Below are 25419 nucleotides of genomic sequence, written 5' to 3'. Positions count from 1 at the left end.
GAAGCTCACAGTTCGACCGGATTAGTCGGCGCTCAGGTCCTCGAAGTACAGATCGACGTTCTCCCCAGACGTGCGAGTGGTCAAAAGCGAGACGCAGACAGTCACCACGAGGCCCAGGAGCATGCAGTAAAGCGAGATACCCCAGCCCAGGTAGGCTTCTTTGAAGAGAGAAACGTCCGCGACGCGCCAGACGTTTAGGAAACTGAAAGCTAGATAGACGAATTGTGGAGCGAGAATTCCGGCAATCATTCCCGTACGTGTCGTCCGCCGCCAGTACAATGCGAGGATGACCGGCAGTGTCAGCTGTGCGAACCCACCGAAGGCGAGGTCACCGATTCCAATGAGCACGGAGCCAACCGAACCGGCACCGAGTGCCCCAGCCTCCGCCCAGATGCTCGCGGCCAGTGCCGCCAGTGCGAAGACAGCCACGCCGAGCCGTCCCATCAAATCCTCTCGGCGCTCCGAGGGTGACCCGTCTACGAGCGGCTGGTAGACGTCACGAGTGAAATACGACGCGCCCGACAGGAGCATCGAGTCTGAGGATGACATCATCGCCGCGATTGCGCCCGCGATAACCAGCGCAGCGAACCACGCCGGAGTGTACGCGTCGAGAATGACCGGCAGGATACTCTGCCCCGACGCGATGTTGGCCTCCAACCCCAACCCCGCGGCCCACGTTCCGAGCAGGAACGCGGGAACGAAAAGCAACAACACGAGTACAGGCCACAGCGCGAACGACCGTTTGAGCACTGCCTCCGAGTTCGCTGCAAAAAACCGCTGGTTCACCTGCGGAAACATCGCGACGCCAAACGCGATGGAGATAGCGAATGTGAGCATCCGCGGTGGCGTGTAGTAGTCGCTACCCAGTTCGAGGAACGGACTCGCGTTTGATTCGAGTCCGCTGTTAATGGTCGCGATACCACCGTCGACGCCGAGCAGTACCCAAGCTAAAGCGGCCCACACCATAACGAGCATGAACAGCCCTTGGAGTGTGTCCGTCCAGGCGATACCACGCATACCGGCCAGCACCACGTAGAGTATCATGAACACTGTCACGAGCGTTGCACCACCCCAGAACGGGATGGTCCCGTCCGTGAGTGCCGCGAGTGCGCCGCCAGCGCCGATCTGTTGGAGCATCACGTACGGGAACAGCCAGAACAACGAGACTCCTGCAATAAGTGTGCGGAGTGCGCGCGAGCCAAACCGGTCGCCAAGCATCTCGCCAAGGGTTACGTACCCGTGTTGCTGGCCGAGTAGCCACTGTTTGAAACCGACAACGTACCACAGCAGCGCGAAAATAATCCCGTCCATCAGCCCCATGACGAGAATCCACTCTGGACCGAAGGCGTAGGCTGTGTCCGGACCGCCGAAGAAAGTAAATGCCGACAGCAGTGTCGCAAAGACCGTAAACAGTAATACGACCGTGCCGAAGGTCCGACCAGCCAAATAGAAATCCTCCGCAGTCCGCTCTGTCACGCGGTAGGCAACCAGCCCGACAGCCAGTGCGACCAGAAGATACCCGACAATAATTGCGGTCTGCAGTAGTTCAGTCATGATGTTCCCTCGGTTGTTTCAGCGGGGCTTTCACTCGTCTCCACGTGTGATTCCGCTCCGGACTCACCTGTGACGCCGAGTCCCCACGCTCGTTGCGTGAACGTCCAGAACGAAACCGCCGCAAGGAGCATCCAGCCGATATGCCACCATAACCAGATTGGAAGACCGAGGAGGACTCGCTCTACTCCCCACCAAAACCACGGTATTGCGAACGTGACAAGCACTCCGAACACACCGAACCAAGCGTACCGTTCGAACTGTGATACCGTCGAATCCATCCTGATAGCTACTGATTTACGACATGAAGTCAAATATCCATCGTTATTTGATTTCGAAAAGGTTTCCTCTCCAATCTCGTCCGGAAAGCTAGATTGAAACGACCTGTAATCGGTTTCACTTGAGAATGTGTCCTGCGACGATAGCGGTCTGTTGGGTGAAATGGAGTTCGTCGTTGCGCCAGAACGGACGGGTCCCGCTCAAGTCCTCATCGGCATCTTCCCGAATCATCGCTCTGGCGTCTGTCGCCTGTTGTTGGGGGGTTTCTGCGTTGGACAACCAATCTGTAACGTTCTGTACCACCGAACCCGTTTCGAGATGGTCTATTTCTATTCCCTGGTCTGTGACTATCTGTATTATCTCACTGAGCGGAAGAGCACGAGTATGGGACGGGTCGCGGAGACGCTCGAACCTATTTTGATATTCGCCTCGTTCAGTATGTTCGCTGACAACCAGATCTTCGACAGCGACAGTTCCGTTCGAGCGACAGACACGTGCCATCTCCTGAACGACGTGTCTGGGCTGTTCGACGTGATGGAGTGCTAACCGACAGACAACAAGGTCAAACGAGTTATCGGGACAGGGAATACTCTCGGCATCACCCACAATGAACTCGACGGCTTTTGTCTCGCGTTTTCGTTTCTCGTTTTGAGCGATTTCGAGCGGTGCCTTCGTCAGATCAACTCCGATCACTTCTGTACAGTGATCAGCGAAGCAAAATGCGACATGGCCCGGACCAGTAGCGACTTCGAGCACGCGGGCGTCCGAATCAACCTTTGTTGCTTCGACTAAACGACTGATCCGCTCCGTGTCTGCCACCGCCGCGTTCGCCGCGTACGCCTCAGCTTGCTCCGTGAACGCACGACGAACAGTGCGTTTATGCTCAGATGACTCGGGCATATGAGTTCACTACGGGGGAGTAATCAAAAAAAAAGCACTGCTAATAATTTTATATACTGCAAGAGTATCCATTCCGGAAACCTGCCCTTACTGTAGCTGCTACCGACGAGGAACAAACAACGCTATCGTTCTCAAACAGTATCTTACTAAACGACTTGACGGTTTCAGACGAGCCCTTGTGGGATCGGAGCGACCTGCAGGCCACCGTGTTTGACTTGGATGCCGAGCTTCAGAAGAAGCCTCGTGAGATTGAACCAAGCAAGCTATTTTTACGAGAATCTTCGGCCGGAAGGAAAAATTTGTGCTCAATATTGGATGGGTTGAACTTCTGGTCTGCAAGACAAGTATTATCGGCAGCCCCTCAGATTTGAGTCCATACAGCTCACGAACGGTCGTGAGGGAGTTTTTTCTCTCGGTTATTTACCCAGCCACCGCATCATATGCCCAGACTCCCGGACGGAAGCGACCCGCGTTATCTGACCGTATGGGTTACCGAAATATCACCGGCCCGAACCAAGCACTAAAAATGACGAATCTGCTGATAGATGAAGTAAGAGCCAAAAAAAGGGCTGTTAGAGTCCGTACGATTCAGGTATGGGTTGGGGCGGATTCGAACCTCGGTCACTTCGCTGCGCTTCGTTCCCTGCTTCGAATCCGCCGTCTCACGTCTCACTCACGTACGACTCGCTACCACTCGTCAGTACGTTCGGAAGAAGTGGGTTGGGGCGGATTCGAACCGCCGGCGTCCTCCGTGTGAAGGAGGTATCATAACCGGGCTAGATCACCAACCCGAACACCTCATCCTAACTCGGTTGGCGACTTAAGAATTGCCTTCGAACGCGAGGGCCTACTCCACGCCAGACAGCGTAAATTCGATCCGTTCGATGTCCTCACCTTTCGAGGTGCAGTCGAGAATCGACACCTCACCCAACTCACCGAGACTGTCGGCGTGGGTCCCTCCGCAGGGACACATGTCGAACTCCTCGATGGCGACGACGCGCAGTGGGTCAACGTGGTCCGGGATCATATCCAGCAGTGCCCGGCCCTCGTCGACGTTCGCTTCAACCTGTTCGCGTGGCCGCTGTTCTTTGACCACGGCGTGGTCGCTCTCGATAGCCTCGTTACTCAACGATTCGATTCTGTCGAGGTCATCTTCGTCGAAAGAGGCTGGCTCGAAATCGATTCGCGAGCGGTCAGCATAGACCTGATTTCCCGCTGTGGTCGCGTCGTACTCGTCGAGAACCACCCGCGAAACGACGTGCTGGGCCGTGTGCATCCGTGAGAGATTCCGTCTCCGTTGCTCGTCGACACGCCCCTCGACGGTCGTGCCCGCTGCTGGCAGGTCACCATCTATCGACGCAATACCGTGGCGTACGTCGCCGTGGTCTTTCCACACGTCGTCAATCTCGGCGCTCCCGTCCGCCCACTCGATACGACCGTGGTCCGGCGGCTGTCCACCACCCTCCGGGTAGAAGTACGTCCCATCGAGGATGATGTACTCCTCAGTCGCCTCTTCCACCGTTGCCTCGAATGTGGTCACGTCGTCTGCGTCAGGCAAGTACCGCAGTTCAGTCATTACTCGGAGTGAGAGTGGGCGATAAAAGAGCGTTATGTCGAACTTCTGTTGCGTTACTCGGCTGGCTGTTCGCGGTTGCGAACCTTGTCCAGCCGTTCCCGGGCTTCACCGAGGGCCTCCTTTGCCTCGCCTTCCGCGCGTCCCTGCAGTTCTTTGATGTCTTCACGGAGCTTCTCGACGCGGCCCGGCTCCGGCTCTTCCTCTTCGTCTCGGAGATTCTGGATCCGTTCCTGGAGCGGTTCGAGTTCCTCAGAGATGCCTTTCTTTGCCGTTTCGCCCGCGCGTTTGACGTAGTATTTCGTGTCTTCAAAGTGTTTGTTCATACACGAAAATAAGTCGTGGCCAGATATATCTCTTCTGGCAGCCTCAGTACGTCGGATTCTCTTCCGGAACGCCCTCACGTTGGTTGACGACCCGAGCCAGCGTGAACAGCGTGTCTGAGAGGCGGTTGAGGTAGACGACACCCGTACCGTTGACGCCAGACTCCTCAGAAGCAAACGTCACTGCACGCCGCTCTGCACGGCGACAGACCGCCCGTGCGTGGTGCAGACGCGCGCCGGGGTCAGAGCCACCTGGCAGAATGAACGACTCCAGCGGGTCGAGTTCGTCGTCGTACGCGTCGATCATCCCTTCGACAGCGTCGACGTGGCGCTGGCGGACCTGTGGGTCGTCCTCGTCCGGGTCGGGATTGGCGAAGTCGGCCTGCACGATGTGGAGGTGATTCTGGATTTCCCGGAGTTGCTCGTCCACATCGTCGTGACCCGTTGGTCGCACTTTCCCGACCAGTGCGTTCACTTCGTCGACGCTGCCGTAGGCCTCTATTCGAGCGCTGGACTTCGAGACCCGCTCCATGTTCCGCAGGTCAGTCAGCCCGTCATCACCACGGCCGGTGTAGATTTTCATACCATCTGGTCGGGCCGACAGCTTCTTAAAATTCCGGTCGAATCAGACCGACGTCTCGCACTGTACGCTGAAGCTATCGTCAGCGCGCTCAGTGAGTCGGTCGTAGAGTTGCCGAAGTCCCGTTGATTCCGTCTCTGGGAGGACGTGCAACCGGATTCGGCCGTCCCGAACAGACGCCCGAAAGACGTCGCCGGTGTGTTCATCTCGGACGAGATACAACGTCATCGGGAGATTATAGAAGTCACCATACTGGTACGGTCCCGCTGCCAGTGTCGTTCCTAACAGCTCTGAGAGAGAGTCGTTGGAGTGGTCGTCGCTCGGGACTAGTTGAAAAATCGTCTGGCCGTCGTACTCCACCCCGCCGCTATATGGATACTCTCGCTGTGGCCGGGCAGGAATTGTAAACGACGGCTCCGAAGCCATTATCAACGTATACGGCGCTACGATATTTAAGCAATCACCCAGACTGGGCGGTTACTGCTCTACTGTGACCGACTCCTCCCCGGAGTTCGTCACCGCTGCCCGGGCAAGCGAGGCCATCGCGCGCCGGAGTCGCTCCGACGCCGCCTGTTCGCTAATCGCGAGGTTGTCGGCGATATCACCGAGCGTCGACCCCCGCGGAACCTCAAAGTAGCCCCCTTCGATGGCTTCGAGCAACACGGCTTCCTGTTTTTCTGTGAGGTCGAACGCGCCGCCGGAGAGGAGGTACCGACCCGCACGAACGAGCGTCGGTTCGATCTCCATCCCCGCCTCGTCGATTCGCCGCTGGTAATCCTGAAACGAGTCCTGGTCCGGATAGTTCATCGTCGTGTACCAGCCGTCGCCGGCCCAGCGAGACTGCAGGTAGACACCACCGGAATCGACTGCCGCCTCGTATGCACGCTGGTCAACTGTCCCCAGAACAGCCTTCGCCCAGTACAGGCGCCGAAGGTCTCCATCTTCGAGCAGTTTTAGCTCCGCGATAGAGGGGTCTTCGGCCACCCGGTCGTGAAACGCACCACACCCATCTCCGGTGACAGCCGCGATGAGTCGAAGCGGCGTCTCCGGGCCGGTCGCCAGGTTCCTGACCACCACCTCAACTCCCTCCGTCTCCCGCAACGTCTGATGAAAAATTTCGCTCTGGTGGTGAAATTCGACGTACATGCCGTTTCCAGAATCGATGATGGCAACTTATAATTAGTTATCGGTCGGCGGAGAAAAAGGCCGACTTCAGTACGAGCGCTCTTTTGGCTCGTAGGTCTGCTCGTGACCTTCGAGGATCACGGGCTTGTAGTAGAGGTTCGGCGTCCCGTCGTTCCACGAGAGCATCGTGTGTTTGATCCACTCGTCGTCACGGCGTTCCTGGTACTCTGCGCGCCAGTGAGCACCACGGAACTCTTCGCGGGCGAGTGCGCCCAGCGCAATCGCTTCTGCGTTGTCGATGACGTTTCGCGTCTCGATTGTGTGGATGAGGTCCGTGTTGTAGGTCCGAGACTTGTCCGCGACACCGACGTGCTGGTACTGCTCACGGGCCTCGCGGATGACCTTCAGCGCCTCCTTGATGTTGGATTCCTCGCGGAAGACGTTGACATTCTCGGTCATCGTTTTCTGGACCTTCTCGCGGACTTCGGCGTGGTTGACGCCGTCGCGTTCGAGCATCGTCTCGACACGCTCCTGCTCTTTGCGGATGGCCTCTTCGAGAAGTTCCTCCGGCGACGCCACGGCACCACCGTCAGCGACGACTGGGTCGGAACTGTCGCCGACGCTGCCGGGTTCGACCGGCGTGTCGACGTCACCGTCCTCGCTCTGTGCGGACGGCCCAGTTGGGATATCTGATTCCTCGAGGTCACCACCAGCGGCATGCTGGCCAGCCCGAGAGCCGAAGACGAGCAGTTCGGGCAGGGCATTCCCACCAAGACGGTTCGAGCCGTGCATACTGACACAGGCACACTCGCCGGCCGCGTAGAGGCCGTCGATACAGGTCTTCCCGTTTTCGTCGACTTCGATACCGCCCATCTGGTAGTGCTGGCCGGGTTTGACCGGCATCGGGTCGTCAAGGCCGTCCGTGCCCTCGAAGTCCTCTGCGAGGTGGAGGATGTTCTCCAGTCGGTCGATGATACGCTCCTCGCCGAGGTGGCGCATGTCGAGGTGGACGTACTCGTCGTCGATTCCGCGGCCCTCGTTGACCTCTGTGAGTTCGGCGCGGGAAACCACGTCCCGAGAGGCGAGTTCGCCCTCGTTGTTCGCGTAGCCGTACTCGAACATGAACCGCTCTTCGTCGCCGTTGTAGAGAATTCCACCCTCACCACGGACACCCTCGGAGATCAGTACACCCGTCGAAGGCAGCGTCGTCGGGTGGAACTGGACGAACTCCATATCTTCCATCGGCGCGCCGGCGCGGTAGGCGAGTGCCTGGCCGTCGCCGGTGTTTGCGATGGCGTTGGTCGTGTGGTCGAAGGCCTGTCCATTTCCACCAGTTGCGAGGATGACGCCGTCGCTGGCGTAGAAGCCGTCGATTTCGCCCGTCTTGATGTCGTAGCCGACAGCACCGTAGCACTCTCGGTCCTCTGGACGGTCGTGGTCCGTGACAGCCAGTCGGGACACGTACCACTCGTCGTACACTTCGATACCTCGTTTGACAACCTGCTCGTACATCGTGTGCAGCAGGTGGTGCCCAGTCTCTGCACCGGCGTAGGTCGTTCGCGGGTGCGAGAGGCCACCGAACGGTCGCTGGGAGACGGTGCCGTCCTCCTCACGGGAGAATGGCATCCCCCAGTGTTCGAGTTGGATGACCTCGTCAGGTGCCTGCTTGGCGAAGGTGTCGATGGCAGGCGCGTCGCCGAGGTAGTCCGAGCCCTTCATCGTATCGTAGGCGTGGAGTTCCCAGGAGTCCTCGGGGTGGAGTGCAGCGTTGATGCCGCCCTCTGCTGCGCCGGTGTGACTTCGCACCGGGTGGAGTTTGCTCACGAGCGCAACGTCTGCGCCCTCTTCGTGTGCCGCGATTGCTGCCCTGAGGCCGGCGCCGCCCGCGCCGACCACGATGACGTCATGTTTGTACATTGGTTGGTGGAATCTATGGTATATTGGTCTACCAGAACTTCAAGTTGTTCTTGATCGATTCGCGTTTCAGTGCCTGAATATGTTCTGTCAGTGGAATGTCTTTGGGACACACCTCCGTGCAGGAGAACTGGGTCTGGCAGCGCCAGACGCCGTGTTCCTGCTCGATGATGCGCAGACGTTCCTGTTTGCGGTCGCTGCCCTCGCGTTCGTCCATCGCGAAGCGGTAGGCTTTGTTGATGGCTGCGGGCCCGAGATACTCGTTATCGCCCGCGGCGATGTTACAGGAAGACATACACGCACCACACCAGATACACCGCGTCGAGAGTTTGACTTTCTCGCGGTTTTCGGGGGTCTGGCGCTGTTCTTCGAGTTCCCCCTCGGGGAGGTCGTCGGGGTCGAAGAACGGTTCGACCGCTTCCATCTGGTCGTAGAAGTGCTCCATGTCGACGACCAGGTCTTTCACGACATCCTGATGCGGGAGCGGTTCGATTCGAACCGGGTGGTCGAGTTCGCCCATCTGGGTCTTACAGCCGAGGCGCTGTTGGCCGTTGACGAAGAGTGCGTCTGAACCACAGACTGCCTGTCGGCAGGAGTGTCGGAATGTCAGTGAGGAGTCGTACTTGTCACGCGCGTAGATGAGCGCGTCGAGGACCGTCATCCCGCGGTGGAATGGAACCGTAAACGAGTCGAACCGCGGTTCTTCTTTGCCCTCAATTTCAGGGTCGTACCGGAAGACCTTCAGCTGGATCGTCTTCTCGGCACTGTTGAGGTCCTCTTTGATCTGTTCACGGCGCTTCTCCGAGAGGTCTGCTGCGACCTCTTCACGGATCTGTTCAGCTGTCTGTTCGTCGGCAGTCTCAGTCTCTTGTTGAATTTCTGTACTCATTGTTAGAACAGTCCAGTCATAGCGGTCGCAACACGGAATCCTTGCAATACCAGTAGGGCCGTCGCAATGGTAAGGATTGCGGCGACAACCTTCTTCTGGGTGCCCTGCAGTCCCATGTTAACCAGTGCGTTGTACACGCCGTTGACCCCGTGGAACGCGGCGGTGACGAGGAAGGTGACCATCAGCGAGAAGTAGCCCCACTGGCTCATCCGTGCTTCAGTTCCGGCGAAGCTAATCTCTGCGGCGTGGTTGACGAAGTGCAGTGTGATGAAGTGAAAGGCAAGGACGCCGATGAGGAAGATGGCAGTAATGCGCTGGACGAACCACCGCCAGCCCTTGTGCTCGAACGAGGAGTAGTGTTGAGCCATTACAGTACACCTCCGAGGAAGGTTGGCAGGCTTGCCAGCGTGATCAGTGCGGTCATGACCAGTGACACGTAGAAGCTGACATCCTGTCGACCGAGTCCGAGTCCGAGGTCAACGAACAGCAGTCGAATCCCGTTCAGGATGTGGAACACAGCCACGGTGAGCAGTCCAATTTCGAGGAAGCGAACGATGAGTAGCTCTTCGAGTCCCTGCAGCGTCGTCGTGTAGATGTCGTTGCCCGCCGCGGCGGCCGCCGGGTCGACGCCGGTAGCCGTGCTCAACACGGCGATGTGCGTGAACAGGTAGCCGACGAGTATCCACCCGGTGAGTTTGTGGAGAATCCACGCCCACATTCCGGGTTTGAACTCCAGCCACCGTCCGAAACTTTCGACGGTGCCTCGATCGAACGATTGTGACATATACGCACCTTGGGGTGGGGATAAATAGTAGTTACTACACAGTGCCACGGGCACTCAAGTATCACTACGACCACTGCTCCGGTACAAACCGACGGCCGTGAGCGCCGATACATTGAAATAACTCGCTGTCGACTGCTGAGAAGACAGCTCATGTCAGCAGAAGATTACAAGCTCGTTACGGGGGAAATCGGGCTCGTGAGGGCAGTGGGGTTACTCGTCGGGACGGCGATCGGCATGTCGATTTTTATCGTCCCGACGCAGATGCTCGTCGCCGCCGGGCCGAGTATCTCGCCTTCTTCGTCGCCTCGTTCGCAGCACCGTTGCCGACCCTGCTGGTCGTCTGGGCGCTACTCGCAGGCTTTTTACTGTTAAATTACGTCGGCGTGCGACTCGTCGTCCGCGTCCAGTTGGCGATGGTCGCACTGTTAGTCGGGGGGTTGCTCACCTTCATCGTCGTCGGCGCAACGGGCGTCGATACCGGCAACTACCTGCCGCTGTTTCCCACCGAGGGCGAGGGCGCGCCGTTCGCCGGCGGCTACAGTCCGCTGCTCATCGCAATCGTGACGCTGTACATCCCGTTTCAGGGGTTCGGGATGATTGTCGAGATTGGTGAGGAACTCAAGAATCCAATCAAAAACATTCCCCGCGTGCTCGCCATCGGGATGGGCATCGTCGTCGCTATCTCGCTCGGCGTTGTCGTTGTTCTTGCCGGCGTCCTCCCGTGGCAAGAGGCTGCGCCCGTAATTGAGGCGGGCGGTGGGCTCGCCGCAGTCGCAGCAACGTTCACCTCGAGTGAAGTTGCCGCGCTGATTGCGATTGCCGCATTGATTGGCGCCGCGACGACCATCAACACGCTGTTTACCTCCTACTCGCGGACCATCATGCGCGCGGGCCGTGACGACGTGGTTCCCGGTTCTTTTGCGGGAGTCCACGACAGATTCGGGACGCCAACGACGGCGATTCTCGCGCTCGGTGTACCGCCACTGCTTCTCGCTCCGGTTGCCATCTACGCAAACTCGGTCTTTGCGGTCGATATGTTGGATTGGCTGGTGACGGTCACCGTGACGGGTATTTTCGTCGCCTTCGCCATGCTCGGGGTCGCGCTGTGGCGACTCCCCCACATATTCCCGGCGCGGTACGAACACTCCTTCTACAGGTTGCCGATGCCAGTGCTCAAGGTTGTTGCCGTCGGGAACACGGCTGTCTCCGGTATCTTCGGCGTGTTCGTCGTGCTGAGCCAGCCCTCGGCGTTTCTCGTGGTGCTCGGCTGGATTGGCGTCACAACAGTCGTCCACCGGTACCGTGTCCGGAAGTACCGCAACAAAGGTGTCGACATCACCGAACGGATGTCGTCATTGCACGGCCACGAGTAACACCGTTGACAACGAGGAACTAAGAGTTATATATGAGCAATCTGCTAGCGGCGGCATGGCCAAATATTCGACAGGTAGCGGTGGTGGCAGTTCTGGCGATAGCTGTGAACTCTGTGGGACAGGGGATGTCAAGACCCAAGAAGTGAACGTTGCCGGTGCGCAACTGGAGGTCTGCAGTGACTGCGCCCAGCACGACGACAACGCCACCACGAGTAAGAACTCCGGCGACGACGGGGAGAGTCGAGAGAAACGAGCCGCACAGAATACCGCGAAGATGCACGACGCCGCCAAGCCCGACAGTTCACACTGGGAGAGCGGGGCGGACTACGATGACGACCAGCTTCCGTATCTTGTCTCCGATTACGACGACGTTGTAACTGACGCGCGCCAGAAGGCCGGCTACCAACTCGGTGAACTCGCCGCTGAACTCGACGTCGACGAAGGTGACCTGCTCGCGCTCGAACAGGGCCGGGCCATTCAGGCCAACCTCGGCGGAAGCATTGTCGCCGCTGTCGAGGAGTTTCTGGACGTTGAACTCGTCGAGTCAGAGTAGCGTGGGGTAGGCTTATCTTAACCCGTCTGCTACTTCAGACAGATGGCTGATCAACTCCGGAGTCTCCTAGTTGGAGACTGGTGGCGGTACACGATCAGCCTGCTCGGAACGTTGATGCTCGCTGTTGGCGTCGCTGCAGTCTTTCTCGACGGCGAGTTGACCGACGAGGAACTCCTGCAGGCCGCCGGGCTGGTTGGAACCTGTCTCGTGTTGATCGCTGTCGGCGCCCGAATTGCGCTGACAATTCGGGAATTCAACGAGATGGGTCGCGTCCTTGGGTGGATGAGTCTCGATATTCTCGTCGTTGCCGCGATGAGCGCGTGGGGAGCAGTCGTCCTCCCTACGATTAACTCTGCGTTCGATTCGATGTTCCTCTTTCTCACCGTCCTCGCCGCAGGCACGCTATTTGGTGCGGTGATTGGCTATTACGACGTTCGCGTTCGAGAGCTAATCACGAAAGCCAGCCGCGAACAGGCCCGGCGAGAGTTCCTCGACGAACAGCAGGAAACGCTGTCTTCGCTCAATGGCATCCTCAGACACCAGATTCTCAACGACCTCTCCGCTATCGCCGGCCGGGCCGAGTTGATGGAGACAGGAAAGGTCGAAACCGACGACGGTACTGAGACGATTCTGGACCACTGTGAGCACATGGAACAGGTTGTCGACCGCGTCGAAACACTCGTCGACATCCAGACACACGCGGCGGACCCAGCGGCGTACAACCTCGTGACTGCGCTCCGCGACGGCCGAGATGTGGCGGCGGCCGCAGGTGAATTATCTGTCTCTGGCCTCGACGCCGTCGAGACGACGGTTCGTGCCGACGAGTTACTCCATCTCGCCTTTGCCGAACTGTTCGAGAACAGTGTCATCCATGGCGACGGCGATGTGTCCGTCACAGTAACTGAAACCGCAGAAACCGCACAGGTTGAGATTCACGACGGCGGCCCCGGTATCGAGGCTAACCGCCCGTTCGACCCCAACACCCGCGGCCACCACAGCAACGGCGACGGTCTCGGCCTCTATTTTGCGTCGCTCATTGTCGACCGGTACGGCGGCGATATCGAGATTACGCGGGCGGCAGACCCGACAATACTGGTCGTCGAGTTGCCCCTCGAGTAGCGTCGAGAAGACGGAATCTAGTCAGTCGTCTGCGCTGGAAGCGCTGTCGATTACCGGTCGAGTGACCTCACGGTCGGTCTGTTCGCCCTCGACATCGTAGGGGTACTCGCCAGTCACACAGCCCAGACAGAGGTCTTCGTGGTCCTGACCGAGCGCGTTCGTGATCGCCTCGATAGAGAGGTAAGAAAGGCTGTCTGCGCCGATTTCCTCACGGATCTCCTCGGTCGTCTTGTCGGCTGCGATCAGTTCGTCGCGGCTTGCCATGTCGATACCGAGATAACACGGGGCGACAATTTCCGGCGAGCCGATCCGCAGGTGAATCTCCTCGGCCCCAGCGTCACGAAGCAGTTCGATAAGCTGAGTCGAGGTCGTCCCGCGGACAATCGAGTCGTCGATTAGCGTCACGCTGCGGCCCTCGATTGTCGATTTGATTGGGTTGAGTTTCAGTCTGACAGCCCGTTCCCGCTCGTCCTGCGTGGGCATGATGAATGTCCGGCCAACGTAGCGGTTTTTCATCAGTCCCTCCGCGAACTCCGTCTCGGCCCCGTCTTCGGCCGCTGCTTCCGCGTATCCCGACGCGAACGAGCGGCCGGAGTCAGGGACGGGCATCACGACATCAGTTTCGACGCCGGATTCTGCCCAGAGCGCGCGGCCAAGGTCACGGCGCACCTCGTAGACGAGTTCCTCGTCGATGACTGAATCTGGTCGCGCGAAATAAACGTGCTCGAAAAAGCAGTGTGCGGTCTGTGGCTCGTCGGTGAGTTGATAACTGTCGAATCCAGTGCCGTCTGGTCGGAGGACGATAAGTTCACCCGGACGAACATCTCGAATGAGTTCGCCACCGAGGGTGTCGATGGCTGCGGACTCGGAGGCGAGGACGTAGCCATCTTCGAGTTCACCGATACACAGCGGTCGATTTCCTTGCGGGTCACGCACGCCAAGAACCGTCTCGTCGTGCATGATGGTGAGCGAATACGAACCGTGAATGCGGCCCATTGTGGACTTAACTGCACGCACGAGGTCCTCCTCGAGGAGATTTCGCGCCAGGTCGTGTGCGATGACCTCCGTATCACCGTCTGAAGTAAAGGCGTGACCCAGACCGGCCAGTTCGTCGCGGACTTCCGCCGCGTTGACCAGATTTCCGTTGTGTGCAAGGCCAAGTGAGCCACTCTTGAACGACACTGAGAACGGCTGTGCGCAGGAGCTATTCACGCCGCCGGCGGTCGGGTATCGAACGTGTCCGATACCGTTCGCGCCGTTGAGGTCGTCGAGGTCAGTCTGGTCGAAGGCGTCGCCGACCAGTCCCATCTCGACGTGTTCGTGCTGCTGGAAGCCGTCGTGAGTGACGATTCCGGCCGATTCTTGGCCGCGGTGCTGCAGGGCATACAAAGAGTAGTAGAGTGGACGCGCGGCCTCTCTCTCCGTCAGTGAGACACCAACAACGCCGCACTTTTCATGCATTTTATTCGCCAGCTTTCGTGTCCCAGGAGTAGTCACGGCGCTTTGCCGATTTGCCGAAGCCACACGACGAACAGACCTTCTTTTTCACGTGATAGGACTTCTCACCGCAACGTCGACATTTCACGTGTGTTGTCGTGTTCTTCTTTCCCTGGCTTGACGTTCCAGTCGTCATGGACGTATCGTTACGACGTTATCCCCGCGTATAATCGTTGTGTCTTCCTCCTCCTCGACGACGAGGTTCATATGCTGGTCGTAGCCAGCGAGCGTTCCCTGGTAGATTTCGCCGTCCTTGAGTTGGACGGTGACACTCTCTCCGACTGAGGTTTCCAGCACGTCAAGCGGCCGGTTCCCGTTCTCGCTCATACACGTACCCGGTGGCGAGATGTGCTTAAACGTACCGGCTCGGAAGCAACTCGTCGTATGCTGGCTTCTCACACGGTCACTCGGTTGTCGAACTTTCTTCGGCCAACCGCTCGATTCCATCAGCGATTTCCCCAGCAGTCTCAGGGTCGAGGGCGAGCTCAATTTCGTTCCCGCTGTCATCACTGCAGGCAATTTTGCGCTGGTCACCGAACTCTCGGACTTCGGCGTGTTCGATGTCGTAGAGTTTCACTGTCGCGTCCTTGTTCGACGCGCCGACGTGTTTCAGCGTTCCGTCTTTGAGTTCGAAGGTGAACTCATCGAGGTCGATCGTGAGCATACGTACTCTACGAGCGAAGTTACCATAAGAGCCGGCGGTTGGGAGAGCAACCAACCAGCCCAACCGGGAGCGTACTTCGACGGGCTTTTTATCCGGGATTGACTCCGTAGACGTATGGCCGAATTTACCGTCGCTGTTTCCGACCCGGAGACGGGACTCACACACCAGGTAGACGTTGCAGACCAGGACGCGAATCGCTTCATCGGACGAGAAATCGGAGAAGAGGTCGAGGGCAGTGCAGTTGGCCTCGATGGCTACACGCTCTCGATCACCGGTGGCTCCGACGACGCTGGCCGACCGATGCGAGAAGACGTCAAAGGAGCAAGTCTCAAAGCTGTGCTCCTGACCGGCGGCACCGGCTTCAAGCCGGAGAAAGACGGCGAGCGAAAGCGCGTGACCGTCCGTGGTCGCGAAATCAGCGACTCGACCCGACAGATTAACGCCAAGATTTCCGAGCAGGGCGACGGCGAGGTTGCGGACCTGCTGTCCGACGAGGAATAACGTAGTGGCCGACGCGATTCCGTCGGACCACCCGGCTGTCGACTCCTATCGCGTCGACCTCACGACCGTTGGGTCAACTGGTCGTCCACAGGTGCTCCTTCCTGACGAACTGGGCTGCGAACCGGACGACTTTGTTCGACTCGTCCTTGCTGACCGACAGACACACGCGCAGGTCACTTCCACGTTGTCGGGAGAGCCCACCATCCAGGGAGCCTACGCCAACAAACGGCTGGCGCGAACCGCTGATGGCGAGAACCTGCTGGCGGCGTGGCTGGACGACGTTGGACTGGACCCCGAGACAACGCTGGTACTGGACGTGCTCACCGACGGCTATGCCTACGGGCTCAGGGTGCCAGGCGAGCGCGTCGTGTACGACCCGGTGGAGAAACCTGATTCGTCACTGTCAGACATTGCTGATTCGCTGTAGTGAGGCGCTCCGTCAACCTTTTGATTGCTGACAGCGTTTGCTGGAATATCTCCGTGTTCCGCGCGGACAGTCTGAGCCATGTCGGAATCGATCATTGCAGACTTCGTCGCGCAGTTCGATTCTAGTGTCGCGACCCGCGCGGAGCCAGCAAAAGGTCGTGTTCTGTTGAGTAACAAACGCCTCGTCCTCGCAGTCAACAGCAACGACAGACTGACCATTCCGCTCCGCTCGATTGCCGATGTCGCCGTTGGCCACGTGCCCGACGAAATTCAGGGCTTTTTCGAGTCAACAGTGTCGGTCGCTTTCGAGTTAAAGGGCCGGCGGCACAAGGCCGTCGTCGAGGCAGAGGACTCGACAATCCAGAAATTTGCGACTGTACTGTTCAAGGCAATTCTCAACGGGACGCGGATGTCGGTCAAACACCCGGCGCGGGTCGGTGGTCGTGTGACCGACGAGTCGTTCGTCGACTGCCAGCTGTTCCTGCGACCAGGCTCTGTCCGGTTCAAGACAGAGACCGAACTGGTCGAGGTCGAACTCGCAACGGTGACGAAGTTCAGTCGGTCAAACCGCGAAATTAACGGCGGGGAACAGCCGGTGCTCGAACTCCAGCATATGCCCTCCGGCGAGGCGATGGTGACGATGGCAGCGATGAACACGCCGCGGAAAATGACGATTCTCGGCCGCTATCTGCGCCTCGAGTACACCGAGTTGATGAACGAACTGAAAAACGTGGAAATCTCAGCTGACGAAAAAGAGATTCTCACTGCAATTTACTCCGGCGGCGGGCAGGAAGGCGTCTCTCTCGCGGGGATTGTCGACCTCGACCCATCGAACGTAACGATGGTACTGAACCGACTCGAAGAGAAAGAACTAGTCATCGACACCGCAAGCGGTACCAGACTCACACCGAAGGGACAGATTGTCGTCAACCGTCACCTCGAAGAAGTCAACGTCTGATCACTCTTCGCCCATTGCCTCGCTTGCGACGTTGCGACCACGAGCTTTCAGTTCGACTTCACGGCGTTCTCGCTCGATTTCGAGAATGCCCTGCTCGATTAGTTGGTCGTAAATCTGTTCGACCGTCTCGACATCCATCCCGACGAACTGCGGAATCTGGAACGGTGAGACGCCCGAGTACAATGCCATGAGGACTTCCTGCTCGCGCTCGGAGAGGTCGACATCATCGGGGTCGGTCGCCTGATTACTCCCGAGCAGCCCCGCGAGGATGTTGACGTGGCGCTGGTTGCCGGAAATATGCGTCTCGACAGCTGTATTTCCAACCGTGTGCTCGACTTCGATGAACAATCGCTCCGTATCGAGCACATCGCCGCGGTTACGGGAGAGGTCACCCACATCGTCAACCTCTACTTCGACGAAGCTGCCGTCCGCCAGTGCAAGCCCAATCTGGTCCTCGTCGACTGCCATCCGGCCTTTCTGCCACTCGGCGTCCTGGATGACGCCACCCTTGACGGCGGGGTGTTTCGTGATGACTACCTCGCCGTCAAGGACTGCACTATAGAGTTCGTGCTCGAACTCTTCGTGGTCCTTCGGCGCGACGAGTGTCACGTCGTTACCGACCTGCAGTGAGAGATAACTCGTGACGTTGGCAAACGGCTGGCTGGCGTCGTCTTTGGTCTTGATCGTCGACACCTTCGACAGCGGGATAGTGCGTTTGCCCTGGTTGCTCGCCAGCACAATTCGCTTGTCCGACAGCAGGATTCGTCCGGGTATCCACTCAACATCCGGAACTTTGTTGCCGTCTTTGACAACCTGCGTGAACTTCCCTTGCTGGTCAGCAAGCGTGCTTTCGCCGTCACTCATCGCTGTCGGTCTTGTCCGTCAGTTGGGCACAGGCGGTCATTAATGATTCGGGCGCGGTACGGTCGGGTGCGGTCATCCTTGGCCAGTCTGTGCGTGTCCGCCGAGTTTCGACAGCGCCGAGAAGGCGCGCTGTCGGACCTGTTCGTCGTCCGTCCGGTCGAGTAGTCGCTCGATCTCTTCGGCAGTATCCTCGTTGCCAATCTTGCCGAGCGTAAACACCGCCTGCGCGCGGGCGTCACTATCCTGATTGTCGTCGGTCGCCAGTTCGAGCAGTTGCTCTTCAGTGTAGGTTCCGCCGACTTCGGCGAGACTGGTCGCCGCGAACTGTTTCGTCATCTTTCCGCCGGACTCGAGTGTCTCGACCAGTGCGTCGACGCCCTCACGGTGTTCGTCGCTTTCCATGACTCGGCCGAGCAGCCACGCTGTGTTCCGGCGCTGGGCCGCTTTCGTTCCGGCGTCGAGAATCTCGACCAGCGGGTCGATAACGGAGTTGTCCTCACTCTCAGAGAGTTCTTCGACGACCGTCTCGCGAATCTGGTGGCTCTGCTCGGTCGGCACGTTCGAGAGTAATTCGATAAGCGAGAACACAGCAGTCCGACGAACCGGTGCGGACTCGTCGGTCAATGCTTCGGCGAGATACGTGACCGGGTTGTCGTTGCGGAACTGGCCGAAGCCACGGACTGCGATCCGGCGAACCCGCTCGTCGCCGTCGTCGTACAACTGGAGAAGTGCTTGCAGCGCCTGTCGGTTGCCGATTCGGCCCAGCGCTTCGGCAGCCTCGACGCGGACGGCAGCTTTCGGGTCGCCCAGCAGTCCAGTCAGCGGCTCGGTCGCCCGGGCGTCGCCAATCTGTCGGCAGGCACGGGCCGCACGGGCGCGTACTCGGGGGTCCGGGTCGTCGAAACGCTCGACGACCTTCGGAACCGCGTCCGGCACTTCGAGTTCGCCAATAGCGTTCGCCGCAGCCATGCGGAGTTCCGGCAGGTCGGCATTCAGTGCACGGACGAACGCCTTGGCCTTGGCCCAGTCGGCCGCGTCATCGCCGATATCGAGGTCGGCCATGCTCGTGATGAGTTCTTCCAGTGCCTCCTGGCCGAGTTCGTCCAGCGCATCGACGGCCGTGGCAACAACAGTATCAGATTCGTCTTCCTGTACGGCCCGGACCAGCGCGGTGATGATATCGCCGCGGTCCTCGTGTTCGTCCATCCGGCCGAGAATCTCTGCGGCCCGTTTCCGGACCTCTGCACTGTCAGAATTGTGCAGCGCCTGGATGATCTGTTGTGCGTTGCCGTCACGCTCGTGCTGGAACAGCGACATTAGCTCCGTCGATAGATTCGTTGTTGTTTGTGCACCGGTTCGAAGTCGTCACGACACTCTGTCGGTAGCGTCTCTGTCATCCCGATCATCAAGTAGCCATCGGCCCGCAGTGACCCCCGAATCGTCTGGAAAATTGGCACTTTGAACGATGAATCGATGTAGATGAGGAGGTTGCGACAGAGCACCAGGTCGAAGTCAGTCTTCTCGTCGCCTCTGATGAGGTCGTGTTGCTCGAAAGTAACGATGTCTTTGACGCGGTCTCTGACCGTGAACCGGTTTTCGTCTTGGTCGACGTATGGTTGGTAGTCATCCAGTGGTTCGAGTTCTTCTGCAATATCGCTCGTCTGGGAGGTTTCGTAGACACCCGCCCGGGCGTCCGCAAGCGTGTCGTGGTTGATATCCGTCGCCGTGATTTCGATTCGGTGGTCAGCTATCTCGTCGTCGTCGAGCGCCAGCATCGCAATCGAGTACGGCTCTCTCCCATCGGCACACGGGGCCGACCAGATTCGGACTCGCCGATTGTTGTCGGTCAACTCCCTGAGCACCAGCCGGAGTTTCTCCCACGCGTCGGGATTTCGGAAGAAGCCAGTCACGTTGATCGACAGCGAGTCCAGTAGTGCGTCCTTTTCTTCGTCGTCGCGGTCGAGGAGTCGCTGGTAGGCGCCGTACTCCTCGATATCGGTGCGACGCATACGGGCGGTGATTCGGCGGTCTAGATACGAGTCGTTGTAGAAGTCCGTCTCGAAATCAAGTTCGCGGCCGATGTACGAGAGCAGATCATCGAAGCGGTCGTCCTGCGTGCTCATAGCGTCACCACGTCGAGGATGTGCACGATGTTTCCGTCACCGAGCACTGCCGTCCCGGAGAGTCCGGGCGTCCCGCTGAGAATCCCTTCGAGTGGTTTGACCACGACTTCTTCCTGTGCGTTGACCGCGTCACAGCGCAACGCAATCTGTCGCTCGGATTCGCGGATCCGGACGAGCATCTCGCCGCCCTCCGTCCCGCCATCGGTTGCCGTCTGGCCCGGCACGTCGAAGGTATCTCCGAGGTCGACAATCGGATAGATCTCGTTGTTGTGTTTGATGACCTCACGGCCGTTGACCTGCTGGATATCGTCGGTCCTGGTGATCTCGTCGACATTCTTGATCGGAATCCCGTACTCCTCGTTGCCGACCTGGACGAACAGCACCTTCACGATGGCCATCGTCACCGGCAGCCGCAACGAGACTGTCGTCCCCTCGCCGGGCGTGCTGTCGACATCCACAGAGCCATCGAGGCGCGTGACGGTGTCGTGGACAACATCCATCCCAACACCGCGACCACTCGTATCGGTTACCTCGTCCGTCGTCGAGAAGCCGGGGTGGAAGACGAGGTCGTAGATCTCGGAGTTGTCCATCATTTCCAGTTCGTCAGGTGACCGAACGTCGTTCTCGATTGCCGTCTTCTTGATGCCGTCAACGTCGAGTCCTGCGCCGTCGTCCTCAACCTGAATGACGACGTGGTCGCGCTCGCGGGAGGCTCTGAGGGTCACGTTCCCCTGCCGGGGTTTGCCGTTCTCGACACGCGTTTCCGGAGCCTCGACACCGTGGTCCAGCGAGTTTCGGATGATATGCATCAGCGGGTCCGAAATTTCGGTCAGGATTGTTCGGTCCAGCTCGATTTCCTCGCCCTCGATCTCGAAGTCGACCTCTTTGCCGAGTTCTCGTGAGAGGTCCCGGACCATCCGTGGGAACTTCCCGACGACTTTTTTCAGCGGAATGAGCCGCATATCCATCACCGTGTTCTGGAGACTGCCGGTGATCTTGTCGAGTTCGTTCAGCGTCTCCTCGGCCGAATCCATATTCTCGTCTTCGACCGCTCGCCGCAACTTGATCCGTGAGGTGACCAGCTGTTCGACAAGTCCGTGTAGGTCATCGAGCTGGTCGACATCGACACGGACGGATTTGATCTCGTCGACCGAGTGCTCGTCCTCAGCCGCTGCGTCTGAGCTCTCGTCACTGTCGGAATCCGAGAGGATGTCGTCGGTGACATCCTCGACAGCAGTGGCCGCAATCTGTCCGACAGAGTCGAGTTCTGCGTCGACTCGGCCGAGGTCGGCAGCGTCCAGATATAGCCCGAAGGTGTCCTCGTACTCGCCATCCTCGATGTCAGTTCGGTCTGGGTCGGTCGCGAGGATATCGAACATTTCCTCGACGGACTCCATCGCGAACATCGCGTCAACGCCCGGCATGTCTGTGTCGCCCAGATCAACGTCGACGTAGGCAACCCGGTCCACATCGTCGGCGTCGATCTCGACACTACGGAGGTCAGCGTCGGCACTGAACTCCGGCCCGCTGGAGGCGTCCGCAGAGTCGGCCTCGGCCACGTCACCGTCGGCGGCGGACCCACCTGCGGCCTCGGGGCCGTCTTCGAGGACGTTTCGGAGTTGGGTGACCGTCTCACTGGTATCCGTATTCGCCTGCCCCTCAGACTCAATTTGGCCGACGATAGCCTCGATTTCGTCGACTCCCTGGAAGATGAGGTCCATCACCTCTGGCGTGACGGACATGTTGCCGTCGCGCATCTCGTCCAGTAAGTCTTCCATCGCGTGCGCGAGATTCGAGGCGTCCTCGAAGCCCATCGCCCCGAAGTTCCCTTTCAGCGTGTGTGCTGTCCGGAAAATCTGATCCATCGCCTCGCGGTTTTCCGGATCAGACTCCAGTTCTAACAGGGAGTTGTTTAGTTTCGTAATTTCTTCCTCACTTTCGCGAATGAATGCATCCAGGTACTGGTCGTCCATTGTTAGCTCACCTCTTGTCTGTCGCGCTCGATAGCATCGAGAATTCCGTCTGGAATCCCACTGATTGGTAGCACCGTGTCGACGTATCCCGTCTCGATTGCCCGCTTGGGCATGCCGAACACGGCTGATGTCTCCTCGTCCTGTGCGATCGTCTTTCCGCCGACTGCTTTGACCGATTTGATCCCGGCAGCACCGTCTTCACCCATTCCGGTGAGGATAACGCCGACCATCGGGTCGTCGACGACCTCTGCCGCACTCGACATGGTCATATCGACGGCCGGTCGGACGCTGTTGACTGGCGGGTCGTCGGTCAGTTTGACTCGAAGTCGCCCGGCGTGGTAGTTCGAGACCACCATGTGGCTGTCCCCCGGCGCAACCAGCGCTTCTCCAGCGCCGATGCGGTCACCGTCGGACCCTTCTTTGACGTCGTAATCACTCCGGGAGTCGATTCGGTCGGCGAACCGACCGGTAAATCCCTCTGGCATATGCTGGACGATCAGCACTCGGAACTCCGCGTTGAGCGGGAGTTCTGACATGACCTGCTCGACCATCTTTGGGCCGCCGGTCGAGGAGCCAATCAGTAGCGTCGGATTCTCCACGTACTCCGCCGCGGTCCGCTCGGACGTACGGGACGACGCAGCCGTCGACTCGACGGAGTCCGGACTCTCCGTGCTCTCGTGACTCGGCCCAACGCTCGCCTCGGCGACCGAAGAGACGATGTCGACTAACTGGTCTTCCAGTCGAGACATCTCCATCGACACTTCGCCGCCGGGTTTGGTGAAAAAGTCCACTGCACCCTTATCCAGCGCTTGGAAGGTCACATCGTCGTTTTCCCCGGTGTGGGCCGACAACATCAAAATTGGTGTCGGCACCTCGTCCATAATCTGCGCAACGGCCTCTATCCCGTTCATTTCGGGCATTTCGACATCCATCGTCACGACATCGGGCCGGTGTTCGCGAACCGCTTCGACAGCTTCGACGCCGTTGCGGGCCTGTGCCACCACCTCAATCCCACCGTCGTCGAGGATATCGGAGATGACACTCCGCATAAAGTGTGAGTCGTCGGCAACGACGGCTCGAGTCATCGCCCACTCACCCGCCACCGGCTCGGCTGCTGTCCGAGACTCGTCAGCATTCTCGATTCCTACTCCGCCCAGTTATCAAATAAAGACTCCGCCCGCGTAATCAAATGTGATAGTCCAGTGGGCAGATTTAAGTTACATCGAGAGGTTCTTACGGATAGACAACCAGACGACGGTACCGGATTCCGCCGTCAAACCTGCACTGCGCAGGAGGGTTCCGCGATGACAGAAACAAATGGACAAGTCCTCGAATTCGAGCTAGGGGAAGAGACGTACTGTGTGAGTATCGACTACGTGACTGAAATCGTTGACGTCGGCGACCTGACGAAGGTTCCGAACTCGCCGGCACACGTCGAAGGCGTGATGGACCTGCGCGGGCGGACAACATCGATTGTCAACCCCAAAACCGTCTTCAACATCGACGACGCTGGTCAGGAGGCAGAGCGGATCATCGTCTACGACCCAGAGATAACTGAAAACGCAGGCGCTGCAGGCTGGCTCGTCGACGAAGTTAAGCAGGTTGTACAGGTGGATTACAGCGACGTCGACCAATCTCCCGCCGAAGACAAGGAAGCGATCAAAGGAGTTATCAAACAGGGAGAAGGTGATTTCGTTATCTGGGTCGATCCCCAGAGGGTGCACTCGTAGGTATGATTGAACTAACAGAAACTGGAATTGACGGTCTGGACGATATCTTGAACGGCGGGATCGTAAACAACTCGACGACTCTGGTCAGTGGGAATCCGGGGGCAGGAAAGAGTATTCTCGGGCTACAGTATATTTACAACGGCGTCGAGAAGTTCGGCGAGAAGGGAATTTTCCTCTCCTTCGAAGAAAACGCGAAAGACCTCCAGGAAGCCGCCGAGTCCATTGGCCTCGACAACTGGGGCCAACACGTCGAAGACGGCAACATTACAGTCTACGACAAACAGGTGTTGCTCCGAGAGAACGACTTTAGCTCCTCACTCGAATTGCTTCTGAGCGAACTCGACAACGACAACTACGAGCGACTTGTTCTGGATTCGCTGACGATGTTCAAACTCTTCTTCGAGACTGAGCGCGAACAGCGAACCTACCTGCTGAAGTTCACAGACATCCTCGCGGAGAACGACCTGACGACGCTGATGACTAACGAGCAGGGCACCGTCTTCCCTGAGACAGATATCAGCCTCGAGAACTTCTTGACTGACGGGAATATCTACCTCCTGCAGACGCCGACGGACTCTGGGGTCAACCGGTACGTCTGGGTTGCGAAGATGCGCAAGAAAAACATCAATACTGACATCTTTCCGATGGAGATCTCAGAAGGGGGGATCACCGTCCACCAGAACGCCAGTGCGTTCTCGATGATGAGCGAAGACGAGTCACCTATCTAACCGTTTACCCCATTATTTTAAACTGAAACAGTCGTCTCAGCGGTTGAGAACACACACAGCGTATTTTCTGGGGACGGTGTTTTCACAGCCAGAAAACGCCGGTCTCGGCCGATACCTTTATTGATAATAGCAATTTAATTCGTGATAACCAATGTCTTCAGTGGACCTCCTACAGACGCTGGGGAATAAGTACAGCGCAGAGATCCTGGACGCGACCGACGAGCCTCGCTCGGCCCAGGAGCTGAGTGACGAACTCGAAATTCCCATCGCAACCTGTTATCGCCGAATCGACGAACTGACCGAACACAACTTGCTCGAACTGCACGACAATATCCTCTCGGATGACCGGCGACGGATCAAGGTCTACCGACGCAACGTCGACGAAGTCACCATCGACTTCGATGAAGAGCTAACGGTCAGTATCGAGGAACGCACCGAAGTGACCAACACGCTGGACGAAGCGTGGCGAACACTATCGGAAAGTTGAGTGTCCACGCTCGATTGACAGGTATTCTCTGAACGGAAACTGGGAGGATTCCAGCTGGGACTCAGCAGGCCACATTGTTTCAGATACTGAGACCACGCCAGCTAGTAGTATCAACGCATAGACTGAGAGGGGTGAATTTAAATTCCTCCCCAATCTACGCACCGCTATTGTGTCCCTCGTAATCGAATCTGTCTACGCCCTGAGTTCGGTGGTGTTCATCGCGGTCGGGTTGGCCATGGCCGGAATGGGATTGCGCGCGTACGTACAAACATCACAAAATTCGATGCTCCATCTCTCGTTGGGCTTCTCTCTGGCAGTTGCGGGAGCCGCGGCGACGCTAATTTCAGCATTCTTGTACGGCTTTGAGAATCCGCGCTGGCTGCTGATGGCCAACAGCGGCCTCTTTACGCTCGGGATGCTGTTCATCATCTTCAGTATCGTTACCTACGATCAGTAGGAGGGCGATAAGGTCTCATTGAACGTGAGCGAGTACCACGGCCTGATT

Annotated in this window: 31 protein-coding genes and 1 tRNA gene; 10 read left to right on the top strand and 22 right to left on the bottom strand. The window is 58.3% G+C overall.

All coding sequences use genetic code 11. The annotated features are described in order from the left end of the window. Positions 1-21 precede the first annotated feature (21 nt). The 13 genes from ACMGFM_RS02640 to sdhC form a co-directional block, all read right to left on the bottom strand. Positions 22-1554, bottom strand: coding sequence for a sodium:solute symporter family protein (locus ACMGFM_RS02640; protein WP_436900801.1), 1533 nt, complete (start codon positions 1552-1554; stop codon positions 22-24). Beyond that, on the bottom strand, positions 1551-1832 hold the full coding sequence (locus tag ACMGFM_RS02635) for a DUF3311 domain-containing protein (protein WP_436900800.1): 282 nt from the start codon (positions 1830-1832) through the stop codon (positions 1551-1553). Before ACMGFM_RS02635 ends, ACMGFM_RS02640 begins: the two co-directional genes overlap by 4 nt. Positions 1833-1947: 115 nt before the next feature. Next, positions 1948-2730, bottom strand: a complete 783-nt coding sequence (locus tag ACMGFM_RS02630) for a class I SAM-dependent methyltransferase (RefSeq protein ID WP_436900799.1) — start codon at positions 2728-2730, stop codon at positions 1948-1950. Between the two features lie 716 nt (positions 2731-3446). Further along, positions 3447-3521 (bottom strand) — tRNA-Val (locus tag ACMGFM_RS02625). Between the two features lie 56 nt (positions 3522-3577). Continuing rightward, positions 3578-4306, bottom strand: a complete 729-nt coding sequence (locus ACMGFM_RS02620; RefSeq protein ID WP_436900797.1) for an alanyl-tRNA editing protein — start codon at positions 4304-4306, stop codon at positions 3578-3580. Between the two features lie 53 nt (positions 4307-4359). Continuing rightward, on the bottom strand, positions 4360-4629 hold the full coding sequence (locus tag ACMGFM_RS02615; protein WP_436900796.1) for a DUF7553 family protein: 270 nt from the start codon (positions 4627-4629) through the stop codon (positions 4360-4362). A gap of 43 nt (positions 4630-4672) precedes the next feature. Continuing rightward, a complete protein-coding gene (locus ACMGFM_RS02610) occupies positions 4673-5209 on the bottom strand; it encodes a cob(I)yrinic acid a,c-diamide adenosyltransferase (RefSeq protein ID WP_436900795.1) in 537 nt (178 codons plus the stop codon). A 42-nt stretch (positions 5210-5251) separates the two neighbouring features. Continuing rightward, positions 5252-5632, bottom strand: a complete 381-nt coding sequence (locus ACMGFM_RS02605; RefSeq protein WP_436900794.1) for a hypothetical protein — start codon at positions 5630-5632, stop codon at positions 5252-5254. A 51-nt stretch (positions 5633-5683) separates the two neighbouring features. Beyond that, positions 5684-6352, bottom strand: a complete 669-nt coding sequence (locus ACMGFM_RS02600; protein WP_436900793.1) for a helix-turn-helix domain-containing protein — start codon at positions 6350-6352, stop codon at positions 5684-5686. Between the two features lie 66 nt (positions 6353-6418). Beyond that, positions 6419-8248 carry an FAD-binding protein gene (locus ACMGFM_RS02595; protein ID WP_436900792.1) on the bottom strand — a complete coding sequence of 610 codons (1830 nt, stop codon included), beginning with the start codon at positions 8246-8248 and terminating at the stop codon, positions 6419-6421. Positions 8249-8276: 28 nt separating this feature from the next. Further along, positions 8277-9134: a succinate dehydrogenase/fumarate reductase iron-sulfur subunit gene (locus ACMGFM_RS02590; protein ID WP_436900791.1), complete on the bottom strand. Its 858-nt coding sequence runs from the start codon at positions 9132-9134 to the stop codon at positions 8277-8279. A 2-nt stretch (positions 9135-9136) separates the two neighbouring features. After that, positions 9137-9502, bottom strand: a complete 366-nt coding sequence (locus tag ACMGFM_RS02585; RefSeq protein WP_436900790.1) for a succinate dehydrogenase/fumarate reductase transmembrane subunit — start codon at positions 9500-9502, stop codon at positions 9137-9139. Further along, positions 9502-9918, bottom strand: a complete 417-nt coding sequence (sdhC, locus tag ACMGFM_RS02580) for a succinate dehydrogenase, cytochrome b556 subunit (RefSeq protein ID WP_436900789.1) — start codon at positions 9916-9918, stop codon at positions 9502-9504. Before sdhC ends, ACMGFM_RS02585 begins: the two co-directional genes overlap by 1 nt. A 320-nt stretch (positions 9919-10238) precedes the next feature. Between sdhC and ACMGFM_RS02575 the strand changes: the two genes are divergently transcribed. From ACMGFM_RS02575 to ACMGFM_RS02565, 3 genes are read left to right on the top strand one after another with little or no spacing between them, the layout of a single operon-like run. Next, entirely contained in the window at positions 10239-11291 is a 1053-nt protein-coding gene (locus ACMGFM_RS02575) for an APC family permease (protein WP_436900788.1), read from the top strand. A gap of 55 nt (positions 11292-11346) precedes the next feature. Next, positions 11347-11844 (top strand): helix-turn-helix domain-containing protein, encoded by a 498-nt coding sequence (locus tag ACMGFM_RS02570; RefSeq protein ID WP_436900785.1) that lies wholly within the window; start codon positions 11347-11349, stop codon positions 11842-11844. Between the two features lie 42 nt (positions 11845-11886). Beyond that, positions 11887-12963 carry a sensor histidine kinase gene (locus ACMGFM_RS02565; RefSeq protein WP_436900784.1) on the top strand — a complete coding sequence of 359 codons (1077 nt, stop codon included), beginning with the start codon at positions 11887-11889 and terminating at the stop codon, positions 12961-12963. Positions 12964-12984: 21 nt separating this feature from the next. On the opposite strand, the gene purF is transcribed toward ACMGFM_RS02565, so the two are convergent. The 4 genes from purF to ACMGFM_RS02545 all read right to left on the bottom strand — a co-directional run bounded on the left by purF (position 12985) and on the right by ACMGFM_RS02545 (position 15124). Then, positions 12985-14424: an amidophosphoribosyltransferase gene (gene purF, locus ACMGFM_RS02560; protein WP_436900783.1), complete on the bottom strand. Its 1440-nt coding sequence runs from the start codon at positions 14422-14424 to the stop codon at positions 12985-12987. A gap of 1 nt (position 14425) precedes the next feature. Then, positions 14426-14596 carry a 50S ribosomal protein L37e gene (locus tag ACMGFM_RS02555; RefSeq protein ID WP_436900782.1) on the bottom strand — a complete coding sequence of 57 codons (171 nt, stop codon included), beginning with the start codon at positions 14594-14596 and terminating at the stop codon, positions 14426-14428. After that, positions 14593-14787 (bottom strand): LSM domain-containing protein, encoded by a 195-nt coding sequence (locus ACMGFM_RS02550; RefSeq protein ID WP_436900781.1) that lies wholly within the window; start codon positions 14785-14787, stop codon positions 14593-14595. Before ACMGFM_RS02550 ends, ACMGFM_RS02555 begins: the two co-directional genes overlap by 4 nt. A 76-nt stretch (positions 14788-14863) precedes the next feature. Continuing rightward, complete coding sequence (locus ACMGFM_RS02545) at positions 14864-15124, bottom strand: hypothetical protein (RefSeq protein WP_436900780.1); 261 nt, start codon at positions 15122-15124, stop codon at positions 14864-14866. 114 nt (positions 15125-15238) lie between these two features. On the opposite strand from ACMGFM_RS02545, the gene ACMGFM_RS02540 reads away from it, so the two are divergent. The 3 genes from ACMGFM_RS02540 to ACMGFM_RS02530 all read left to right on the top strand — a co-directional run bounded on the left by ACMGFM_RS02540 (position 15239) and on the right by ACMGFM_RS02530 (position 17009). After that, positions 15239-15625: a 30S ribosomal protein S6e gene (locus tag ACMGFM_RS02540; RefSeq protein WP_436900779.1), complete on the top strand. Its 387-nt coding sequence runs from the start codon at positions 15239-15241 to the stop codon at positions 15623-15625. A 4-nt stretch (positions 15626-15629) separates the two neighbouring features. Next, entirely contained in the window at positions 15630-16052 is a 423-nt protein-coding gene (locus ACMGFM_RS02535) for a DUF7112 family protein (RefSeq protein ID WP_436900778.1), read from the top strand. Positions 16053-16130: 78 nt separating this feature from the next. After that, positions 16131-17009 (top strand): CheF family chemotaxis protein, encoded by an 879-nt coding sequence (locus ACMGFM_RS02530; protein WP_436900777.1) that lies wholly within the window; start codon positions 16131-16133, stop codon positions 17007-17009. Here the strand turns inward: ACMGFM_RS02530 and ACMGFM_RS02525 are convergent, their stop codons facing one another. The 5 genes from ACMGFM_RS02525 to ACMGFM_RS02505 form a co-directional block, all read right to left on the bottom strand. Continuing rightward, entirely contained in the window at positions 17010-17873 is an 864-nt protein-coding gene (locus ACMGFM_RS02525; protein ID WP_436900775.1) for a CheF family chemotaxis protein, read from the bottom strand. A 72-nt stretch (positions 17874-17945) separates the two neighbouring features. After that, entirely contained in the window at positions 17946-19190 is a 1245-nt protein-coding gene (locus ACMGFM_RS02520) for a HEAT repeat domain-containing protein (protein ID WP_436900774.1), read from the bottom strand. Next, positions 19190-19996 carry a CheR family methyltransferase gene (locus ACMGFM_RS02515; RefSeq protein WP_436900772.1) on the bottom strand — a complete coding sequence of 269 codons (807 nt, stop codon included), beginning with the start codon at positions 19994-19996 and terminating at the stop codon, positions 19190-19192. Before ACMGFM_RS02515 ends, ACMGFM_RS02520 begins: the two co-directional genes overlap by 1 nt. Continuing rightward, complete coding sequence (cheA, locus tag ACMGFM_RS02510; protein WP_436900771.1) at positions 19993-21969, bottom strand: chemotaxis protein CheA; 1977 nt, start codon at positions 21967-21969, stop codon at positions 19993-19995. The genes ACMGFM_RS02515 and cheA overlap by 4 nt, the downstream gene beginning before the upstream one ends. Before the next feature lie 2 nt (positions 21970-21971). Further along, on the bottom strand, positions 21972-23054 hold the full coding sequence (locus tag ACMGFM_RS02505; protein WP_436900770.1) for a protein-glutamate methylesterase/protein-glutamine glutaminase: 1083 nt from the start codon (positions 23052-23054) through the stop codon (positions 21972-21974). Between the two features lie 219 nt (positions 23055-23273). Here ACMGFM_RS02505 and ACMGFM_RS02500 point away from each other — a divergent pair, with 219 nt between their 5' ends. The 4 genes from ACMGFM_RS02500 to ACMGFM_RS02485 all read left to right on the top strand — a co-directional run bounded on the left by ACMGFM_RS02500 (position 23274) and on the right by ACMGFM_RS02485 (position 25371). Next, complete coding sequence (locus ACMGFM_RS02500) at positions 23274-23699, top strand: chemotaxis protein CheW (RefSeq protein ID WP_436900768.1); 426 nt, start codon at positions 23274-23276, stop codon at positions 23697-23699. Between the two features lie 2 nt (positions 23700-23701). Further along, entirely contained in the window at positions 23702-24427 is a 726-nt protein-coding gene (locus tag ACMGFM_RS02495) for an RAD55 family ATPase (RefSeq protein WP_436900766.1), read from the top strand. Positions 24428-24578: 151 nt separating this feature from the next. Next, positions 24579-24914 carry a helix-turn-helix domain-containing protein gene (locus ACMGFM_RS02490; RefSeq protein ID WP_436900765.1) on the top strand — a complete coding sequence of 112 codons (336 nt, stop codon included), beginning with the start codon at positions 24579-24581 and terminating at the stop codon, positions 24912-24914. Positions 24915-25083: 169 nt separating this feature from the next. Further along, a complete protein-coding gene (locus ACMGFM_RS02485; RefSeq protein ID WP_436900764.1) occupies positions 25084-25371 on the top strand; it encodes a DUF7521 family protein in 288 nt (95 codons plus the stop codon). Positions 25372-25419: the final 48 nt, after the last annotated feature.

The organism is Halovenus halobia, assembly GCF_051414135.1.
Classification (GTDB): Archaea; Halobacteriota; Halobacteria; order Halobacteriales; family Haloarculaceae; genus Halovenus; species Halovenus halobia.
This window is presented reverse-complemented; position numbering and strand designations above follow the sequence as displayed.

Excerpts from the sequence above, each read along its gene's own strand:
- cheA (WP_436900771.1), bottom strand. The coding sequence starts at position 21,969 with ATGGACGACCAGTACCTGGATGCATTCATTCGCGAAAGTGAGGAAGAA.
- ACMGFM_RS02570 (WP_436900785.1), top strand. The coding sequence starts at position 11,347 with ATGGCCAAATATTCGACAGGTAGCGGTGGTGGCAGTTCTGGCGATAGC.
- ACMGFM_RS02515 (WP_436900772.1), bottom strand. The coding sequence starts at position 19,996 with ATGAGCACGCAGGACGACCGCTTCGATGATCTGCTCTCGTACATCGGC.
- ACMGFM_RS02550 (WP_436900781.1), bottom strand. The coding sequence starts at position 14,787 with ATGAGCGAGAACGGGAACCGGCCGCTTGACGTGCTGGAAACCTCAGTC.
- sdhC (WP_436900789.1), bottom strand. The coding sequence starts at position 9,918 with ATGTCACAATCGTTCGATCGAGGCACCGTCGAAAGTTTCGGACGGTGG.
- ACMGFM_RS02600 (WP_436900793.1), bottom strand. The coding sequence starts at position 6,352 with ATGTACGTCGAATTTCACCACCAGAGCGAAATTTTTCATCAGACGTTG.
- ACMGFM_RS02635 (WP_436900800.1), bottom strand. The coding sequence starts at position 1,832 with ATGGATTCGACGGTATCACAGTTCGAACGGTACGCTTGGTTCGGTGTG.
- ACMGFM_RS02630 (WP_436900799.1), bottom strand. The coding sequence starts at position 2,730 with ATGCCCGAGTCATCTGAGCATAAACGCACTGTTCGTCGTGCGTTCACG.
- ACMGFM_RS02640 (WP_436900801.1), bottom strand. The coding sequence starts at position 1,554 with ATGACTGAACTACTGCAGACCGCAATTATTGTCGGGTATCTTCTGGTC.
- ACMGFM_RS02540 (WP_436900779.1), top strand. The coding sequence starts at position 15,239 with ATGGCCGAATTTACCGTCGCTGTTTCCGACCCGGAGACGGGACTCACA.
- ACMGFM_RS02565 (WP_436900784.1), top strand. The coding sequence starts at position 11,887 with ATGGCTGATCAACTCCGGAGTCTCCTAGTTGGAGACTGGTGGCGGTAC.
- ACMGFM_RS02610 (WP_436900795.1), bottom strand. The coding sequence starts at position 5,209 with ATGAAAATCTACACCGGCCGTGGTGATGACGGGCTGACTGACCTGCGG.
- ACMGFM_RS02605 (WP_436900794.1), bottom strand. The coding sequence starts at position 5,632 with ATGGCTTCGGAGCCGTCGTTTACAATTCCTGCCCGGCCACAGCGAGAG.
- ACMGFM_RS02555 (WP_436900782.1), bottom strand. The coding sequence starts at position 14,596 with ATGACGACTGGAACGTCAAGCCAGGGAAAGAAGAACACGACAACACAC.
- purF (WP_436900783.1), bottom strand. The coding sequence starts at position 14,424 with ATGCATGAAAAGTGCGGCGTTGTTGGTGTCTCACTGACGGAGAGAGAG.
- ACMGFM_RS02530 (WP_436900777.1), top strand. The coding sequence starts at position 16,131 with ATGTCGGAATCGATCATTGCAGACTTCGTCGCGCAGTTCGATTCTAGT.
- ACMGFM_RS02585 (WP_436900790.1), bottom strand. The coding sequence starts at position 9,502 with ATGGCTCAACACTACTCCTCGTTCGAGCACAAGGGCTGGCGGTGGTTC.
- ACMGFM_RS02590 (WP_436900791.1), bottom strand. The coding sequence starts at position 9,134 with ATGAGTACAGAAATTCAACAAGAGACTGAGACTGCCGACGAACAGACA.
- ACMGFM_RS02490 (WP_436900765.1), top strand. The coding sequence starts at position 24,579 with ATGTCTTCAGTGGACCTCCTACAGACGCTGGGGAATAAGTACAGCGCA.
- ACMGFM_RS02495 (WP_436900766.1), top strand. The coding sequence starts at position 23,702 with ATGATTGAACTAACAGAAACTGGAATTGACGGTCTGGACGATATCTTG.
- ACMGFM_RS02520 (WP_436900774.1), bottom strand. The coding sequence starts at position 19,190 with ATGTCGCTGTTCCAGCACGAGCGTGACGGCAACGCACAACAGATCATC.
- ACMGFM_RS02620 (WP_436900797.1), bottom strand. The coding sequence starts at position 4,306 with ATGACTGAACTGCGGTACTTGCCTGACGCAGACGACGTGACCACATTC.
- ACMGFM_RS02500 (WP_436900768.1), top strand. The coding sequence starts at position 23,274 with ATGACAGAAACAAATGGACAAGTCCTCGAATTCGAGCTAGGGGAAGAG.
- ACMGFM_RS02505 (WP_436900770.1), bottom strand. The coding sequence starts at position 23,054 with ATGACTCGAGCCGTCGTTGCCGACGACTCACACTTTATGCGGAGTGTC.
- ACMGFM_RS02615 (WP_436900796.1), bottom strand. The coding sequence starts at position 4,629 with ATGAACAAACACTTTGAAGACACGAAATACTACGTCAAACGCGCGGGC.
- ACMGFM_RS02545 (WP_436900780.1), bottom strand. The coding sequence starts at position 15,124 with ATGCTCACGATCGACCTCGATGAGTTCACCTTCGAACTCAAAGACGGA.
- ACMGFM_RS02595 (WP_436900792.1), bottom strand. The coding sequence starts at position 8,248 with ATGTACAAACATGACGTCATCGTGGTCGGCGCGGGCGGCGCCGGCCTC.
- ACMGFM_RS02525 (WP_436900775.1), bottom strand. The coding sequence starts at position 17,873 with ATGAGTGACGGCGAAAGCACGCTTGCTGACCAGCAAGGGAAGTTCACG.